The 14,556-nt window shown below is 64.8% G+C and carries 15 protein-coding genes and 1 pseudogene; 3 read left to right on the top strand and 13 right to left on the bottom strand.

Annotation, left to right across the window (positions count from 1 at the left end; translation table 11 throughout):
* Nucleotides 1-47: 47 nt before the first annotated feature.
* The 10 genes from DNA98_RS14150 to DNA98_RS14105 form a co-directional block, all read right to left on the bottom strand.
* Entirely contained in the window at nucleotides 48-1,325 is a 1,278-nt protein-coding gene (locus DNA98_RS14150) for a cytochrome bc complex cytochrome b subunit (RefSeq protein WP_110531844.1), read from the bottom strand.
* Nucleotides 1,326-1,334: 9 nt separating this feature from the next.
* Nucleotides 1,335-1,967: a ubiquinol-cytochrome c reductase iron-sulfur subunit gene (locus DNA98_RS14145; RefSeq protein WP_110531843.1), complete on the bottom strand. Its 633-nt coding sequence runs from the start codon at nucleotides 1,965-1,967 to the stop codon at nucleotides 1,335-1,337.
* A gap of 50 nt (nucleotides 1,968-2,017) precedes the next feature.
* Nucleotides 2,018-2,527, bottom strand: coding sequence for a cytochrome C (locus DNA98_RS14140; protein ID WP_110531841.1), 510 nt, complete (start codon nucleotides 2,525-2,527; stop codon nucleotides 2,018-2,020).
* A 9-nt stretch (nucleotides 2,528-2,536) separates the two neighbouring features.
* On the bottom strand, nucleotides 2,537-3,340 hold the full coding sequence (locus tag DNA98_RS14135; protein ID WP_110531839.1) for a cytochrome c: 804 nt from the start codon (nucleotides 3,338-3,340) through the stop codon (nucleotides 2,537-2,539).
* 163 nt (nucleotides 3,341-3,503) lie between these two features.
* Nucleotides 3,504-4,274, bottom strand: a complete 771-nt coding sequence (locus tag DNA98_RS14130) for a sugar phosphate isomerase/epimerase (RefSeq protein WP_110531837.1) — start codon at nucleotides 4,272-4,274, stop codon at nucleotides 3,504-3,506.
* A 115-nt stretch (nucleotides 4,275-4,389) separates the two neighbouring features.
* Nucleotides 4,390-5,583 (bottom strand): ABC transporter substrate-binding protein, encoded by a 1,194-nt coding sequence (locus tag DNA98_RS14125; RefSeq protein WP_110531835.1) that lies wholly within the window; start codon nucleotides 5,581-5,583, stop codon nucleotides 4,390-4,392.
* Nucleotides 5,584-5,700: 117 nt separating this feature from the next.
* Nucleotides 5,701-6,906 carry an ABC transporter substrate-binding protein gene (locus DNA98_RS14120; RefSeq protein ID WP_110531983.1) on the bottom strand — a complete coding sequence of 402 codons (1,206 nt, stop codon included), beginning with the start codon at nucleotides 6,904-6,906 and terminating at the stop codon, nucleotides 5,701-5,703.
* Nucleotides 6,907-6,986: 80 nt separating this feature from the next.
* Nucleotides 6,987-7,760, bottom strand: a complete 774-nt coding sequence (locus DNA98_RS14115; protein WP_110531833.1) for a carbohydrate ABC transporter permease — start codon at nucleotides 7,758-7,760, stop codon at nucleotides 6,987-6,989.
* Nucleotides 7,757-8,635: a carbohydrate ABC transporter permease gene (locus DNA98_RS14110; protein WP_233493228.1), complete on the bottom strand. Its 879-nt coding sequence runs from the start codon at nucleotides 8,633-8,635 to the stop codon at nucleotides 7,757-7,759. The genes DNA98_RS14115 and DNA98_RS14110 overlap by 4 nt, the downstream gene beginning before the upstream one ends.
* Nucleotides 8,636-8,700: 65 nt before the next feature.
* Nucleotides 8,701-9,201, bottom strand: coding sequence for a bioflim formation protein (locus DNA98_RS14105; RefSeq protein WP_110531979.1), 501 nt, complete (start codon nucleotides 9,199-9,201; stop codon nucleotides 8,701-8,703).
* 117 nt (nucleotides 9,202-9,318) lie between these two features.
* Here DNA98_RS14105 and DNA98_RS14100 point away from each other — a divergent pair, with 117 nt between their 5' ends.
* Together DNA98_RS14100 and DNA98_RS14095 are read left to right on the top strand one after the other, a co-directional pair.
* Nucleotides 9,319-10,059: a hypothetical protein gene (locus DNA98_RS14100; RefSeq protein ID WP_110531831.1), complete on the top strand. Its 741-nt coding sequence runs from the start codon at nucleotides 9,319-9,321 to the stop codon at nucleotides 10,057-10,059.
* Nucleotides 10,060-10,069: 10 nt separating this feature from the next.
* Nucleotides 10,070-11,146 (top strand): enolase C-terminal domain-like protein, encoded by a 1,077-nt coding sequence (locus DNA98_RS14095; RefSeq protein WP_110531829.1) that lies wholly within the window; start codon nucleotides 10,070-10,072, stop codon nucleotides 11,144-11,146.
* On the opposite strand, the gene DNA98_RS14090 is transcribed toward DNA98_RS14095, so the two are convergent.
* The 3 genes from DNA98_RS14090 to DNA98_RS14080 are packed head-to-tail and all read right to left on the bottom strand — an operon-like array spanning nucleotide 11,143 to nucleotide 13,247.
* On the bottom strand, nucleotides 11,143-11,784 hold the full coding sequence (locus DNA98_RS14090) for an HAD family phosphatase (RefSeq protein ID WP_110531827.1): 642 nt from the start codon (nucleotides 11,782-11,784) through the stop codon (nucleotides 11,143-11,145). The genes DNA98_RS14095 and DNA98_RS14090 overlap by 4 nt on opposite strands.
* The gene (locus DNA98_RS14085) at nucleotides 11,765-12,832 is read right to left on the bottom strand and encodes a sugar MFS transporter (RefSeq protein ID WP_110531825.1); all 1,068 of its coding nucleotides are present in this window, start codon (nucleotides 12,830-12,832) and stop codon (nucleotides 11,765-11,767) included. The genes DNA98_RS14090 and DNA98_RS14085 overlap by 20 nt, the downstream gene beginning before the upstream one ends.
* Before the next feature lie 43 nt (nucleotides 12,833-12,875).
* Nucleotides 12,876-13,247, bottom strand: coding sequence for a helix-turn-helix domain-containing protein (locus DNA98_RS14080; protein ID WP_110531823.1), 372 nt, complete (start codon nucleotides 13,245-13,247; stop codon nucleotides 12,876-12,878).
* Between the two features lie 101 nt (nucleotides 13,248-13,348).
* Between DNA98_RS14080 and DNA98_RS14075 the strand changes: the two are divergent.
* Nucleotides 13,349-14,395 (top strand): annotated as a pseudogene (locus DNA98_RS14075) (YifB family Mg chelatase-like AAA ATPase); the annotation flags it as partial.
* Nucleotides 14,396-14,556 lie beyond the last annotated feature (161 nt).

Genomic DNA, 14,556 nt, shown 5'->3' with positions numbered 1-14,556 from the left:
AAACCCTCCCCGAGGTGGGGAGGGTGAGGCCCTGGCTTCTCGGGGCATCAATCGTCGGCAGCTGAGCCCTGTAGGCCCCCTACCTGAGACTCTTGTGAGGCCTTGCCGTAAAAAGCCCGCAGGATCACATAGGCCACCACCCCGGTCAGGATCGGCACAAACAGCACCAGTACCCATAGCAGGGCATTGGGCAGGTTGAGGTCGATCTTGTAGCCGGCCAGGGTGGCCATGATGTAGAACATCAGCATCCCGATGACAAAGCTGGTGCGTCCGGGGTGCTGGCTGGGGAGCTCGAGGTAGCGCTGTTTGTGGGGCTGGGTATCAATGAAGGGGATGGCCGCTGCACCCAGGATGATCAGCGTAGGCACGAAGATCCCGCCCCAGAACTGCGGTCCGAAGGTGGCTCCCAACAGCTCAAACTTCCAGTTGCTGGGGATCATCTGCAAGATCCCGTAGATCCATAGGAAGTACCAATCGGGCTTGACCGCCGGGGTGTTGGCGGTAGGGGGGCCATAGGCCTGGACCGGGTGAGCCAGAAAGATCCCCGCGATCAGCGTGGCCACCGCTACATAGACCAGAAACAAGATCCCCGCCATGATCCCCTGGGAGGGCAGCGCCGGAACGCCCAGGATCTTGCCCGGGCTGACCCGCTCGGCGTACTTGGGCTGGGTGTGCTTTTGCTTGACCATGATCAGCAGGTGCAGCCCGATGAGGGCGATCAGGGTTAGGGGTAGCCACAACACGTGCACCGAGAAGAGCCGGGGGATCATCTGGGTGTTGGTGTTGGAAAACTCTCCGGCAAAGAGGATGTTGACCAACACCCCACCCACCCAAGGCGCGGCTGCCCCGATCTCGTAGCCGATCTTGGTCGCGGTGATGGCGTAGTTATCGAAGGGCAGGGCGTAACCGGTGAAGGCGGTGACGATGGCCAGCACCAACAGGCCGATTCCCACCAACCAGTTCAGCTCGCGGGGCTTTTTGTAGGCTCCCGAGAGGTGGATGCGGATCATGTGCAAGAAAGCCGCCGCGATCATGATGTGGGCCGACCAGTGGTGCAGGCTGCGGATCACCGCTCCAAAGGGCAGGGAGTCGATGTAGAGAATGGAAGCATAGGCCGCGGGCAGCTTCTGGCCGTCGGGGGTGGTGACCTCGCGGATGGAAGGCTCGTAGTTCAGGGTCAGGAAGACCCCGGTGAGCACCAGCACGACAAAGGCAAAGAGGGTAATCTCACCCAGAAAAAAGGTGTGATGCACCGGGAAAGCCTTACGGAAGAGCTTGCTGTTGAGCCTATGGAGGTCTAGACGTTCGTCCAACCACTTATACATGCTCCCCTCCTAGACATCGGCCCCGGGCTTGAACAAGAACCCCGCTGCGGCCACGATGCGGTTGCCCTCGAGCTTGATGGGCAATTGCGGTACCGGGCCGGGCGGCGGCCCCGCCACCACTTTGGCGCCTTGCCGCGGATCGTATTCCCCACCGTGGCAGGGGCAGTGCCACACGTTATTCTTCCACTGGCTGATGGTGCACCCCAGGTGCTTGCAGATGGCCGAGTAGGCCACGATCCCCTGGGCCGCGTATTTTGCCGTCTCCGGGCTCAGGGAGGAGGGCTCGAGCTGCATCACCATGATGGTGTTGGTGGCGAGCTGGCTCTTGACCACGTTGTTCTCGGGGTTTTTGGGGTAAGCGATGATGAAAGGTGGATCGGACTTCTGGGCCGCTTGGAGGTCGGCGGGGGTAATGTCCTGCCCGGCCTTGGCTCCCTGCGCCCAAACCAGCACATCCCCAGCCTTCACCGGCTCTTTCTCCGGGGTGATCACTACCTTGGGGATGAAGCCCACACCCACGTACAAAGTCGAGAGCACCGATAGCCCCACCCCCACTCCGATGGCCGCTTGCAACACGGCCCGGCGCTTGATGTGCTCTTGTTGCTCCTGCACCGGATCAATCGAGTGTTCAGTGTGTTCCATGTTTTGCCTCTTATTTTGCTACCGCTGCGCACAGGTTGGGGTAAGGCAGCTTACCAGGGGAAATCCCCCTTCTCGTCTTCGGCCACCACCTCCTCGGGCAGGAAGAACTTTTTGTACAAGGCGGCCAGAAAAGCAATCACCAACATCATCCCCGCGAAGATCAACCCCTGCAGCCAGGTGGGGTTGGCGGCGGCCACTTCCGCGGGCTTGAGGGGATTGGCGGCGTAGGAGAAGGTGATGAGCCGCACAAAAAAGCCGGAGAGCATCACCAACAAAAGCGACAGTACGATGCCTGCAGTCACCGGGGCGCTGCCGGGTTCGGGTTGGCGGATGCCGGGGTGTAGCTCCTGGCCCTCCAGCCAGTTCGACAGCAGGCCGATGAACCCGTAGACAAACAGCACCAGGGCAAAGGCGATGAGCCCAATCCCGCCCACCGAGAGGTGATCCACGTTCTCGCCCGCCAAGCGGCTGATGTGCTGGCGGTTGAGCATCGCCATCACAAAAAGCGTCACGGCAAACAACAGCGAGAAGGTGGGGATCACGTTATCGTTGCGGTACATGCTCCCTCCTTATCGGGCGGCTTTGGCTTGTTCGGGCTTTACGCCGCCAAACTTGTTGCCCCAACTGTTGCGGACATAGGTGGCGACCGCCGCGACTTCCTCATCGGAAAGCTGAGCAAAGGCCGGCATCGGCTGGGTGTACTTCGTCCCGTTCACCGTGACCCCGGTGGTAAGGCCGTGGATAACGGTCTTGACCACGTGCTCAGCATCGGCCAGGTTGGGGTTTCCGGCCAGGGGTGGGAACGCCCCGGGCACCCCAGTGCCGCTTGCCTGGTGGCAGCCCGCGCAGTTCGCGCTGAAAACCGTCTCGCCTTTGGTGAGCAGGGCCTGATCTACAGGGATAGCCTCCCCGCCTCCAGCCTGCGCGCCGCCCGTGGTGCCGTGCCCACCTTCGGCGGCGGCTTCGGTCTTCGCCACTTCCTTGATCACCTCGTTGAACCCCGGATTGAGGGCGAAGAAGCCCCAGACCCCTCCCAGCACCACCACCGCGGTGACGAGGAAGCCCACCAGGGGGAAGCGTGAGGGCGGAGGAGGGAGCTGGGGATCGCCAACTCGGATGGTCATCTCGAGGTTCCCGCTGACCTCTTTGCCCTCCTCGAGCCCCTCCACCGCCACCCCGGGGGTATTGCTCACTTTAAAGGGAATCTCTTTGACTTCGCTTCCGCCTCCACGGTAATAAGTCACTACCCGCATCAGGTGATCGCCGTCGGGGAGTTTGGTGGTATCGAGGTTGACCTTGAAGGGCGGCTCCTTGAGCACCTGGATGGGTTCTTTCGCGTTGTCGATGTAGACCTCAATCCGCTCGATGGGCATCTATCTTCCTCCTGGCCAGTCTGGAGTGCCTGGCAACCGTACCAAAGATTACCAGATCACGGCGTGGGCGGTGCCCCCTCGTGACAAGTGTAGTTAAGACGGTCGGGGCAAATGTCCCTTAACCGGCCATAACGGATGAATTATAGTCACAACTTTTGTCCCCTTATCCCAGCGCCTCACCCCGCAGGATCGCCACGCTGCGGCGCACCCCTTCGGCACCGCCTTGCACCTCGAGGGCTGCCGTTCCGCTAAAGCCCTGGAGCTTGCGGCGCACCCAGGCCCAGTCCACGGTGCCCTCGCCTACTACCAGATGTTCGTCCTGCTGTCCCTGGTTGTCGTGCAGGTGCCAATGGATGAGGCGGTCCGAGAGGGCCTGATAGTAGCGCTTGTAACCCCCTGGACCCAGCTCGATCTGACCGTGCCCCACGTCGAGGCAGAAGCCGTAGGCGGGGTGATCGGCGAGCAGGTGCTTGAGCTCATCCACCCCCTCCACAAGATCCTCCTGGGAGAGGTGGGTGTTCTCGAGCGCGATGGGGGTGGGGGAGGGCTGGAGCGCGGCCAGGGCCTCGGCCAGTCTGGCCCGGGCATATTTGAGGGCGACGTCGCTCCTGAGGGGAACCTGCCCGGTGTGCATCACCGCACAGGCGGCCCCGATGGTGTGAGCGAACTCGAGGGCGGCCCGGGTGCGCTCGAGGGAGCTTTTCCAAGCCAGCGGTACCAGGCTGGCCAGGTTGAGATCCACGAAGGGCAGGTGCAGGGTAAAGCCCACCCCGGCCGCACGGCCCATCTCGGCGAGTTCTCGAGCCGAAGGCAGCCGGGGGTCCATTTCGTGTTGGTCGTAAGCGATTTCCAATAGCAGCCCTAGCTCGGCCGCCAAGTCAAAAGCGGCAGGATACTCGAGGCCAGCGGTGAGGGGGCTGAAACCCAAGCGCATGGTGATCCTACGCTAACCCCAACGACCCGGGAACGGTGTTTATATCGCACACCGCTGGTGGAGCCCCGCGCCTTTGAGCCCTTGGGAGAACCCATCGAGCAGGGTTTTTACCTGGCTATCTGGCCGCTTCTGCCTTGCGCTGGGCCTCCTCGAGGGCTTGGCGGGCGGGGACGTTGCCCTTGAGGGCTTTTTCCAAGGCCTCCTCCAAAAAGTTCCGCCACACCGCGAACTGCGGCACCCGTGGGCGGGGCTGGGCGTATCCTACCTGCTGGAAGGCCACCCGGCGGTAGGGGTTTTCCTTATAGAAGCCCTCGAGCAAGGGTTCTGCCGATTTTCGTATCGGCACGTAATATGAAGCTTGCACCCACCTCGCGACGACCTCGGGTTCCATCAGGTACTTCCAAAACTCCACCGCCCCGCGCTGCTGCTCGGGGCTGGCCCCCCGCAACACCACCAGCTGCGCCCCGCCCAAAGGTACCTTGCCCCCTGGCTCGCGCGGCACCGGAGCTACCCCCAGCTTGAAGGCAAACGAGAAGTTCTCCGCCGCAGGCCAGTTGGCAATAGAGGCGAAGACCATCATGCCCTTGGTGCGCACGAAGTCGAGCTGGGCGAAGGTGGCCTCGGCCAGGTTGCGCACCGAGATGACCCCGCTGCGGTTCAGGTTTTGCAGGAACTCGAGGGCCTCCACCACCTGGGGGGAAGTAAAGTTGGGTTTCCCGTCGGGGGTCACGAGGTTGCCCCCACGGCTGGTGACCATTGCCTCGAAGGTCCAGGACTCGGTGAGTGCGATGAAGCCCCGGCTCTGGCGGCTGCTCAGCGCTCGAGCGACCTCCTCGAACTCCTTCCAGTTGGTCGGGACCTTCAAGCCCCTGGCCCGCAGCTGGTTCTCGTTGAAGAAAAGCACCGGGGTGGAAGTATTGAAGGGGAGCCCATAGCGCTTGCCGCCGATGATTCCATAATCCCAGGCCGCCTCGAACAAATCCCCCTCAAAAGGCAAACCGCGCACCAGATCGTCCAGGGCTACCGCGCTGCCCTCGGCCACCAGGCGAGGGAAGAACACCACCTCGGCCTGGTACAGCACCGGCGCGCCCCCTGCCCGCAGCGCGGAGACCAAACTATTTTCCTCGTCGCGGTAGTCGCCCTTGTACACCGGAACTACCCGGAAGCTGCGCTGCTTGGCGTTGAACTCCTTGGCGAACTGGTCGATGGCCCGGCCCGCTGGCCCGTCCATGGCGTGCCAGAAAGGGATCTCTACCTGCGCAAAGGCCAGGCTAAAGGCCAGAAAAAGCCACGCTAGAACTCGCTTCACAGTTCCCTCCTGCACCGATGCCGCCCATTTTACCTTTGCATAATGGCGATTTGTCATGGGAAAGGGCAGGTCGGTGGGAGGAAACCCCAACCCGCGAAGTGGCGGCGGGCCTCGAGCTTATTTGCGTTCGACGGCAGCGGCCTTGCGCTGGGCCTCCTCGAGCGCTTGGCGGGCGGGGACATTGCCCTTGAGGGCTTTTTCCAGCGCCTCTTCCAAATAGGCGTACCACACCGTCATCTCAGGGTCTTGGATCCAGGGTCCCGCTCCTTCCACCTGGCTGAAGGCCACCCGGCGGCGGGGGTCTTCTTTATAGAAGTCCTCGAGCAGGGGCTGAGCGCTGCGGCGCATGGGCAAGTAGTAGGTAGCCTTGACCCAGCGGGCGATGTTCCTGGGCTCCATCAGAAAGCGCCAGAAGGCCACCGCGCCCCTGACCTGCTCCGGGCTGGCCCCCTTGAGCACCACCAGCGCCCCGCCCGCCAGCGGAACCCTCCCGCCCTGCTCCAGCGGCACGGCGGCCACCCCCAGGCGGAAGGGAATGGGGGCGCGGTCTTCGATCAGCGGCCAGATGGTGATGGGGGCCAGGCCCATAAAGGCCTTGGTGCGTAGGAAGTCGGCCACCGAAAACTGGGCCTCGGCGATGTTGCGGCTTTGGGCGTGGCCTGCGCGTACGATCTTCTGCAAAAACTCGAGCGATTCCACCACCTTGGGGTGGGTGAAGTCCGCTCGGCCCTGGGCGTTGGTCAGGCTGCCTCCACGGCTCATCACCAGGACGTTGAAGCTCCAGATATCGCTGGAGACGATGAGCCCCTTGGCGGCGCGGCCGGAGAGTTTGGCTGCCGCTTCGGCCACTTGGCTCCAGTCGGTGGGGACCGAGATATTGCGGGCGCGGAACTGGTCGGCGTTATAGAAGAAGATCGGCACCGAAAGCCCGATGGGTAGCCCATATGTCTTGCCCTGAAATCGGCCGGTCTCGAGGAAGCCCGGGTAGAAGTCGTTGGGCAGGTTGCCCAGGTGCTCGTCCAGCGGCAGCGCGATCCCCTCCTTGACCATCTGCCCCAGGAAAGAGATCTCGGCGTGGAACAAGGTAGGAGCACTCCCCGCCCGCAGCGCGGAGAGCAGCTTGAGCCCGGCCTCGCGGTAATCGCCCTGGTAGCGCGGGGTGATCTTGTACTGGCTCTGGGCGGCGTTGAACTCCGCCACCATGGCCTCGAAGGGTTCCTGGCCAGGCGGCCCGGCGGTATGCCAGAGGGTGATCTCGAGCGGCTTTTGGGCCAGCCCCAAGCCGAGCACAACGAAGATGACGATTCCCAGACGGTGCAGCATGTTCACCTCGAAGGCCGGAGGGATGCCCCGACCCCTAGCCAGTTTGCCACGAAGATGTTTGAGAAGTTTGGCGGCTGCATCTACCCCTTCAAGCCTTCCTCCACGCTCTCCACCACCCGCCGTTCGTAGGCCAGATAGACGAGCACCAGCGGGAGCGTAGCCGCCAAAGCCGCCGCCGAGAGGATCCCCCAGTCGGCGGGGTATTTACGTTGGAGGTCGGTGAGCCAAGTCTGCACGGTTTTCCATTCCTCCCCGGCCACGACGCGCGGATAGAGCACCAGGTTCCAGTGCGCGGCGAAGGCCAGCACCCCGGCGGCCACCAGCGTAGGGCGCATAAGGGGGAAGAGGATGCGGCTGAGCAAAACGCGGTGCCCCGCCCCGTCTAGCCGGGCGGCCTCGAGCAGCTCCTCGGGGATCGAGCGCATCGCCCCATAGAGCAAAAATACCGTGAAAGGGCTGGCTGCGAAGGGCAGGATCAGGGCCCAGACCGTATCGAGCAGGTGCAGGCCCTTGAGCAGGCCGTACAGGGGAACCAGCAATAGCTCGGCGGGTACGGCCAGCAAGAGCAGGAAGAAGGGGAGCACCCGGAGCCCTTCCTTGATCGCGTAGGCGGCCAGAAAAGCCGTGAAGAGCTGCAAAAAAGTGACCAGGCTCGAGACCACCAGCGAAAATCCCATCCGCCCCCAAAACCCCTCCTTGGCCAGCACCTGGAAGTTCGCCAGGGTAAAGCCGAAGCGGCGGAACAGTTCTCCCGAATACACGATCTCCTGCGGGATAAAGGCGGCGAAGGCCATCCACAAAAAGGGCAGGGCGACCAAAAGGGCGGTGATCGAGACGAAGAGGTGGCGGATCATTCGCCCTCCCGCAGCAACCGGGCCTGGGCGTAGGCGAAGCTGAGGGTCAGGACCAGCACGATCACCGTGACGGCGGCGGCGTAGCCTAGCCGGAAGTTCTCGAAGCCACTCTCGTAAAGGTAGTAGCCGAGCACCCGGGTACCCCCGAAGGGGCCTCCACGGGTGAGCAAAAACACCGCGCTATACGACTGCAAGGCCAGCACCGTGCCGATGACCAGCAAGAAGGTAACGGCGGGGCGGAGCAGGGGCAGGGTGATGTAGCGGAAGGCCTGGGCGGCGCTAGCGCCGTCCACCGCTGCGGCCTCCAGAAGCGTCCTGGGGATCGCTTTGAGCCGCGCCGAGACCACCAGCACCCCGTACCCCACGTGCCGCCACAGGGTGAAGAGCACCACCAACACCAAGGCCCAGAACGCCTCCTGGTCCCAGCGGGGGATGGGGACAAGGGCGGCTAGAGCCCCGTACTCGGGGGCGAAGAGGGTGTACCAGGAGAGGGTAGCCCCCCCCAGCGTGACCAGCCCCGGCAGGAACAACAGCGCCTTGACCGGGCGCTCGTAGCGCTGGCCGTCCAGGGCCAAGGCCAGCAGCACGGCCAGCAGCACGAAAGCCGGCAGGGCCATGGCCATGAAGTACAAGGTGGTGCGCAGGCTAGCCCAGAAGGCCGCGTCGGTGAGGATCCGGCGGTAGTTTTCCAGCCCCACCTCCTTGGGTTCGCTCAGGCCTGACCAATCCCAGGTGGAAAACCGCAGCACGTCGAGAAAGGGATAGAGGATGAACAGCGCCAGCAGCCCGATGGCGGGCAGGGCGAAAAGGTGGGCCGGGTTAAAGCGCCAGGCCCTCTTGGGTCGGGCGGGAAAAGCTGTGGGTCTCGAGGTCATAACTGCACCGGGAGGCTGGACTCGCCGCCCGAATCAGTCTACCCGACCAAGTTCAGCTCCCTGCCTTACCACAGGTACAGCAGCGAGATCTTCAGCGGGTAGCGATCGGAGGTGGCCGCTTCCAGGGCTACTGGATCTAAGTAAAATCGCGCCCCTAGCCCGTAGGCCAGGTGGAAACCATCCTGGTAGCCCAGCCCCAGGGACGCGGAGATGGCTCCACCGGGGACCTCGAGGGTAGCCAGCGGCTCCAGGTGAATACCGAATCCGCTATTGATATAGCGCAGATCGAGCCCCAGCCCCACCGACATGGGAAGATCGCCTACGGTCAGCGCGGGCAGCAAATTAGCCTTGGCCAGCACCCATACTGAGGGGGCATTGGGCAGGATGGCTTCCACGTCCAGCCCGGTGTCGATGCCCAAGGGGCTGAAGGGCAGGCCCAGGCTGCCCTGGAGGGTGAGGCCCCGGTTGAAGCCATACCCCACCCCGACGGTGTTCTCGGGGTAGGCGGGGGCCTGGGCGGCGGCCAGACCGGCGAGCACGGTAAGGGTGGCGAGCATTCTCTTCATCGTCTCCTCCAGACGCCCCGCCGCAGCGCAGCGGGTGCGGAATCGCCCCATCATAGCAAGGGAGTGGGGTGGCCCGGGTTTGCCCATGCTCACAAAAACTTGAGGTTTAATGGCCGCATGCTTCATCCGCTGTATCTTCCCGGCGAGCCCCACCCTGCCGACGCCGCTCCGCTTCGCGACTTGCCTTTGCTGGTATTGGTCGGCCTTACCGGGGTGGGTAAGTCGAGCGTGTTGCGTGCCCTCGAGTACCCCACCCTCCCCGACCGCCGCGAGGTAGTGGACCGCTACGTGTTGCCGCTTTTCGGGGCTAAGCCCCCCCTCGACCGCGCCGCGCGCTTCGCGCTCACCCGCCGCTTCCGTGAGGAGCACCCCGGCGGGGTCGCCGAGGCGCTGGCAAACGCGCATGCCCGGCCCACCTGGCCCTTGCTGTTCGACGGGCTGCGGGGCAGGGCCGAGGTGGGCTATGCCCTCGAGCACCTTCCTAAAAGCTACTTTATCGTCCTCGAGGCGAAAGACCTGACCCGGCTGTCGCGGTTGCTGCACCGAAGGGACAGCTTCGACCAAATGCAGGTAGGCTCCGCCGACTTGAAGGCCATCCACGAGCTGGCCCAGGGAGTGCTTTCGCAGGATGAGCTCGAGCAAGCCCTCTCCTGGGGCATCCCCCCCGAAGACCTCATCGCCAAGCTCAAGATCGTGGCGGAGGAGCGCAAGAACTACGACCCCGAAGGAGCCCGCCAGGTCTTGCAAAATAGCCCCCGGGCCCTCTTCCTCGACACCGAGGCCTTGACGATCGAAGAGGAAGTCGAGGCCATCCGGAGTTTCGTAGGGCGTCTTGCGTTTCGCGGCTCGCCTCTATAGCGTTTAGCCTATGGCCCGCATCACCCGCATCACCCTCCGGCCCTTCCGGCTTCCCCTCAAAGGGGCTTTGCGCTGGGGCAAATCGAGCGAGCTGACCGACCTCGAGCACCTCCTGGTCGAGGTCGAGCTCTCCGACGGCGCCATTGGGCGGGCCGAGATCCCCCCCCGCCCAACCATCTACGGCGAGACGGTGGGGAGCGTACGGGCGGCGCTCGAGTACCTCACGCCCCGGCTTCTGGGGCTCGAGGCCGAGGACACCTTGCGAATCCGGGCGGTGCTGGAGGGCTTCCCCGGCAACCATACCGCCAAAGGTGGCCTTGACACCGCGATCTGGGAAGCCTGGGCGAGGAGCCAGGGACAGGAGTTATGGGGGGTGCTGGAGCCCCACCACCGGCGGGTCCGGGTGAGCTATATCCTGGGGATCGCCGACCCCGAGGAGATGCTAGCAGACGCAAAAGCGGTCTACGAGGCGGGGGTGCGGGTGCTCAAGGTGAAGGTGGGCCGCGACCTGGTAGGCGACCTCGAGCGCCTTGCCCTGCTCCGCCAACGCTTTCCCGACATCGCCCTTTATGCCGATGCCAACGAGACCCTGGGCCTCGAGGAGGCCGAGGCCTATCTACGGGAGTGGGCCAAGGCCGGGCTTTTGTACGTCGAAGAACCCCTGCCCGCGGAGGAGGTCTTGGCCCGGAAAAGGCTCAGGGCGGCGGAGATTTTGCCGATCATCGCCGATGATTCGTGCTTCACCCTGCGCGACCTGCGCCGCGAACTGCTGCTCGACACCTTCGACGTCTTGAACCTCAAACCCGCGCGCAGCGGGGTCACCTGGACGCTGGAGATGCTGACCCTGGCGCGACAAGCGGGCAAGCGGGCAATGGTCGGTTCCCAGGCCCAGTCGAGCTTCGGGGCCTGGCAGACGGCCCTGCTGGCTTTTCAGGAAGGGGTGGATGAACCCAGTGAACTCTCCTTCCATCTCAAGGCGGAGGGGGGTTTTTTGGAGTTCCCTCCGCTTCGGGAGGGCTGGCTGTACTGGGAAGACCTGGTGCGGTGCCGCTTTGACGAAGCGGCGTTCGCGCAATATGCCCTCTAGCTCCGCTCGAGCTGCTTCCACAGCTGGGGATCGCGGAAATTCCTAACGAGGAGAAAGGCCCCGGCGCGTTTTAGGGCTTCGGGGGGATGGCCGGTGGTGAGGCCAATGGTAGGAATCCCCGCCTCTACGGCGGCCCTCACTCCTGAGGGGGAGTCCTCGAAGGCCAGGGCCTCGGCGGGCTCCAGCCCCAGCCGCTCTAGGGCGGTGCGGTAGGGCAGGGGATCGGGCTTCCCGGCGGCCAGCTCCTCGGCCAGCACCACCAGGTCGAACTCCAGGCCTAGCGCCTGGAGCACGTGCTCGGCGTTGGAGCGCGGGGCGTTGGTCACCAAGGCCAGCGCCAAGCCCCGCTCCCTCGCCCAGCGCCACAGCTCCTCCAGCCCCGGCAGGGCCTCCAGATCTTGCGCTAGCTCGCGAAAGCGCTGCTCTTTGGCCTCGATCAAGGCGGTGCGCTCGAGTGGCGAGAGGTGGGGCAGCAGCCGGGATACGATCTCGGGGTTGAGGTGGCCGCTGATGTGCTGCTGGTAGAAGGCGTGATCCCCCCGGATGCCGTGGGGGAGCAGGACCTCGAGCCAGGCCTGCTCGTGCAGGCGGTCGGTGTCGGCCAAGGTGCCGTCGAGGTCAAAGAGCAAGGCGCGCATCGAGCCTCCTGAGGCTGTGGGTCAGGGTCAGCAGGGCCAGGCTGGCCCCGAGCAGGCCCCAGGGAACCCCCGTGACCGGCAGCAGGGCCAACAGCGCCGGAATCAAGGTGCTTCCACCGGCTCCGGCATACAGCGCGTAGGCCACGGCGCTGACGCCCATCCGCTCTTGGCCCAGGGTCATGAGGGTGGTGAAGATGGGGCCGATCAGCAACCCCGCCAGGGGGAATAGCAGCGGCAAGGGTGGCAGGAAGTACAGCAGCGCCACCCCTGCCGCCCCGCAGACCAGCCAGGTCAGGTGCCGCAGGGGATCGCGGGCCACCCAGTAGCTCAACAGCAGGCGCCCTACGGTGAAGGCCACCCAGTACAGCGAGAGCAGGGCTCCCGCCAGCGCCGTGGGGTAGCCCAGCTCCTTAAAGTAGGCCCCGGAGAAGGTGGCAAAGCCCTGCTCGAGACCGGCGTACATGGCGGTCGCCAGCGCCAGCAGCCACATCCAGCCCGCAACCCCATGCCCATTGGCCACCCTGACCACCTGGCCCGCCGGAGCCCTCCACACCAGCAGCGCCCCCGCCAAGGCCGTCAGGGCAAAGACCACCAAGACCTCACGCCAAGGGAAGAGACTCACCAGAAAGGGCGTGGCGATGGCCCCCAGGCCAAAAGCCGCGTTGACCTGGCTCAGCACGACCATGCGCCGCTCGGGGTAGAGCTCGCCGGGCAGGCTGTTGCCGTTGAGGTTGATCGCCCCCACGCCCAACCCCAGCGGGAAGGCCGCCCACAGGATGGTCTCGAAGCTCCGTGCCGAAGCCACCCCTAACAGCCCCAGCCCGGCCAAGGCCATCGCCAGCGAAAACCACGGATGGCGCGCGGGGGTGAGGCGGGAGAGGGTTAGCCCCGCCAACAGCCCCGCCAGGTACAGGTTGAAGTACAGCGAGAGCCTCGAGCCCACCTCGAAAGCCTCCTGCCACTGGGGCAGAAGCCCTCCGGGACTGGCCGCGATGATGCCGGAGAGAAACAGGGAGAGGACGCTTCCGAGGGTCAGCCGAAGGCGCATCTTGCCATTGTACCGAGCCTGCCCGCGCCATCAAGAACCGCGCTCACTTCTCGAGCCACTCCCGCAGATAGTCGGCCACCATCGCGCTGAGGCTCCGCCCCTCCCGCAGCGCCTTCTCGAGCAGCCGCTCCTTCTCCTCCAGGCTCAGCGGCAGCCACATCGCCACGTGCTCCCGGCCGTTCTCCACCTTGTACTCCCCGCCGAACCTGTCGAGCTGCACCACGCCTTCCCTCACGCCCTCCTCCTTCGCCGGAGCCCTGAGCCACTCCAGCAGCGCCGAACGTAAAAAACGCCACTCCCGCCCCACCTTGCGCCCCGGCAGGCTGCCCGAGCGGGCGAGCTGGTAGACCAGCGTCTCGCTGACCTTGAGCAGGGCCGCGGCTTCCTCGAGGGTCAATACTTCGTCATCCGCCATCAAAGCCTCCTTTCAATCCCCAAATTGCACTATCTGATACTAATTGTCAATATACCCGCGACACGACAGGACGGCATCTTTCGGATAGACTCTGGAATCGGATGCTTGCCCAAGTACGAACCTATAGCCTTTACGGCCTCGAGGCCCTCCCCGTCACCGTGGAGGTGGACGTCTCCGCGGGGATGCCCAGCTACACCGTCGTCGGCCTGCCCGACAAGGCCGTGGAGGAATCGCGCGAACGGGTGCGCTCGGCGCTCAAGAATTCGGGTTTTCCCTACCCCCAGGGGCGGGTAGTGGTCAACCTGGCCCCCGCCGAGCAGCGCAAGGAGGGCAGCCACTACGACCTGCCCATCGCCCTGGGGCTGCTGTGCGCCCAGGGGGTGGTGCCGCAGGCTGGCCTCGAGGGGATTGCAGCGGCGGGGGAGCTGGGGCTGGACGGGGAACTGCGGGCCGTGCCGGGCGGGGTCAACCTGGCCCTGGGCGCCCTGGCCGAGGGCTTCAAACTGCTGATACCCGCGGCCTCGGCGCGGGAGGCAGCCCTGATCGAGGGGGTCGAGGTCTATGGCCCTCAGAGCCTGCGCCAGGCGGTTGGGTTCCTCACCGGCGAGTGCTCCTTGGAGCCCACCCCGCCCCCTGAGAGCGTGGATGCGCTCGAGGCCGTCCCCGACCTGCTCGACGTGAGAGGACAGGCCAAGGCCAAGCGGGCTTTGGAGATCGCCGCCGCCGGGGGCCACCACCTGCTGATGGTGGGCACGCCGGGCTCGGGCAAGACCATGCTGGCCAAGCGGATGCCGGGGCTTTTGCCGCCCCTCTCCCGCGAAGAGGCCCTGGAAGTTACCCGCATCCACTCGGCGGCGGGCAAGCTCGTGGGCGGGGGGCTCATCCGCACGCCCCCCTACCGCGCCCCGCACTCCACCATCTCCGACGCCGGGCTCATCGGCGGGGGCTCGGTGCCCAAGCCGGGCGAGATCTCCTTGGCCCACCGGGGGGTATTGTTCATGGACGAGTTCCCGGAGTTCTCCCGCGACGCGCTGGAGGTGCTCAGGCAGCCTCTGGAGGATGGGGTGGTGACGGTCTCGAGGGCCAAGGCCAGCCTGACTTTTCCCGCAAAATTTTTGCTGGTGGCGGCGATGAATCCTTGCCCGTGTGAGGTGCAATCTGCCCGAACCGGTAACGTACCTCTACTTCAATCTCTCCCTTTCCTGGACGCACCGTCACCCCCTCCACCAGCTCCCGCACCACGGCCTGCTTCTCTTCCGGGGTGAGGCGCTCTATATTCTCGCGCAGGCGAGAAGCCAGGTCTTCCAGG

The sequence above is a fragment of the Meiothermus sp. Pnk-1 genome, assembly GCF_003226535.1.
Lineage (GTDB): Bacteria > Deinococcota > Deinococci > Deinococcales > Thermaceae > Allomeiothermus.
Note: the sequence above shows the minus strand (reverse complement) of the source record. Positions and strands in the feature narration are given on the sequence as shown.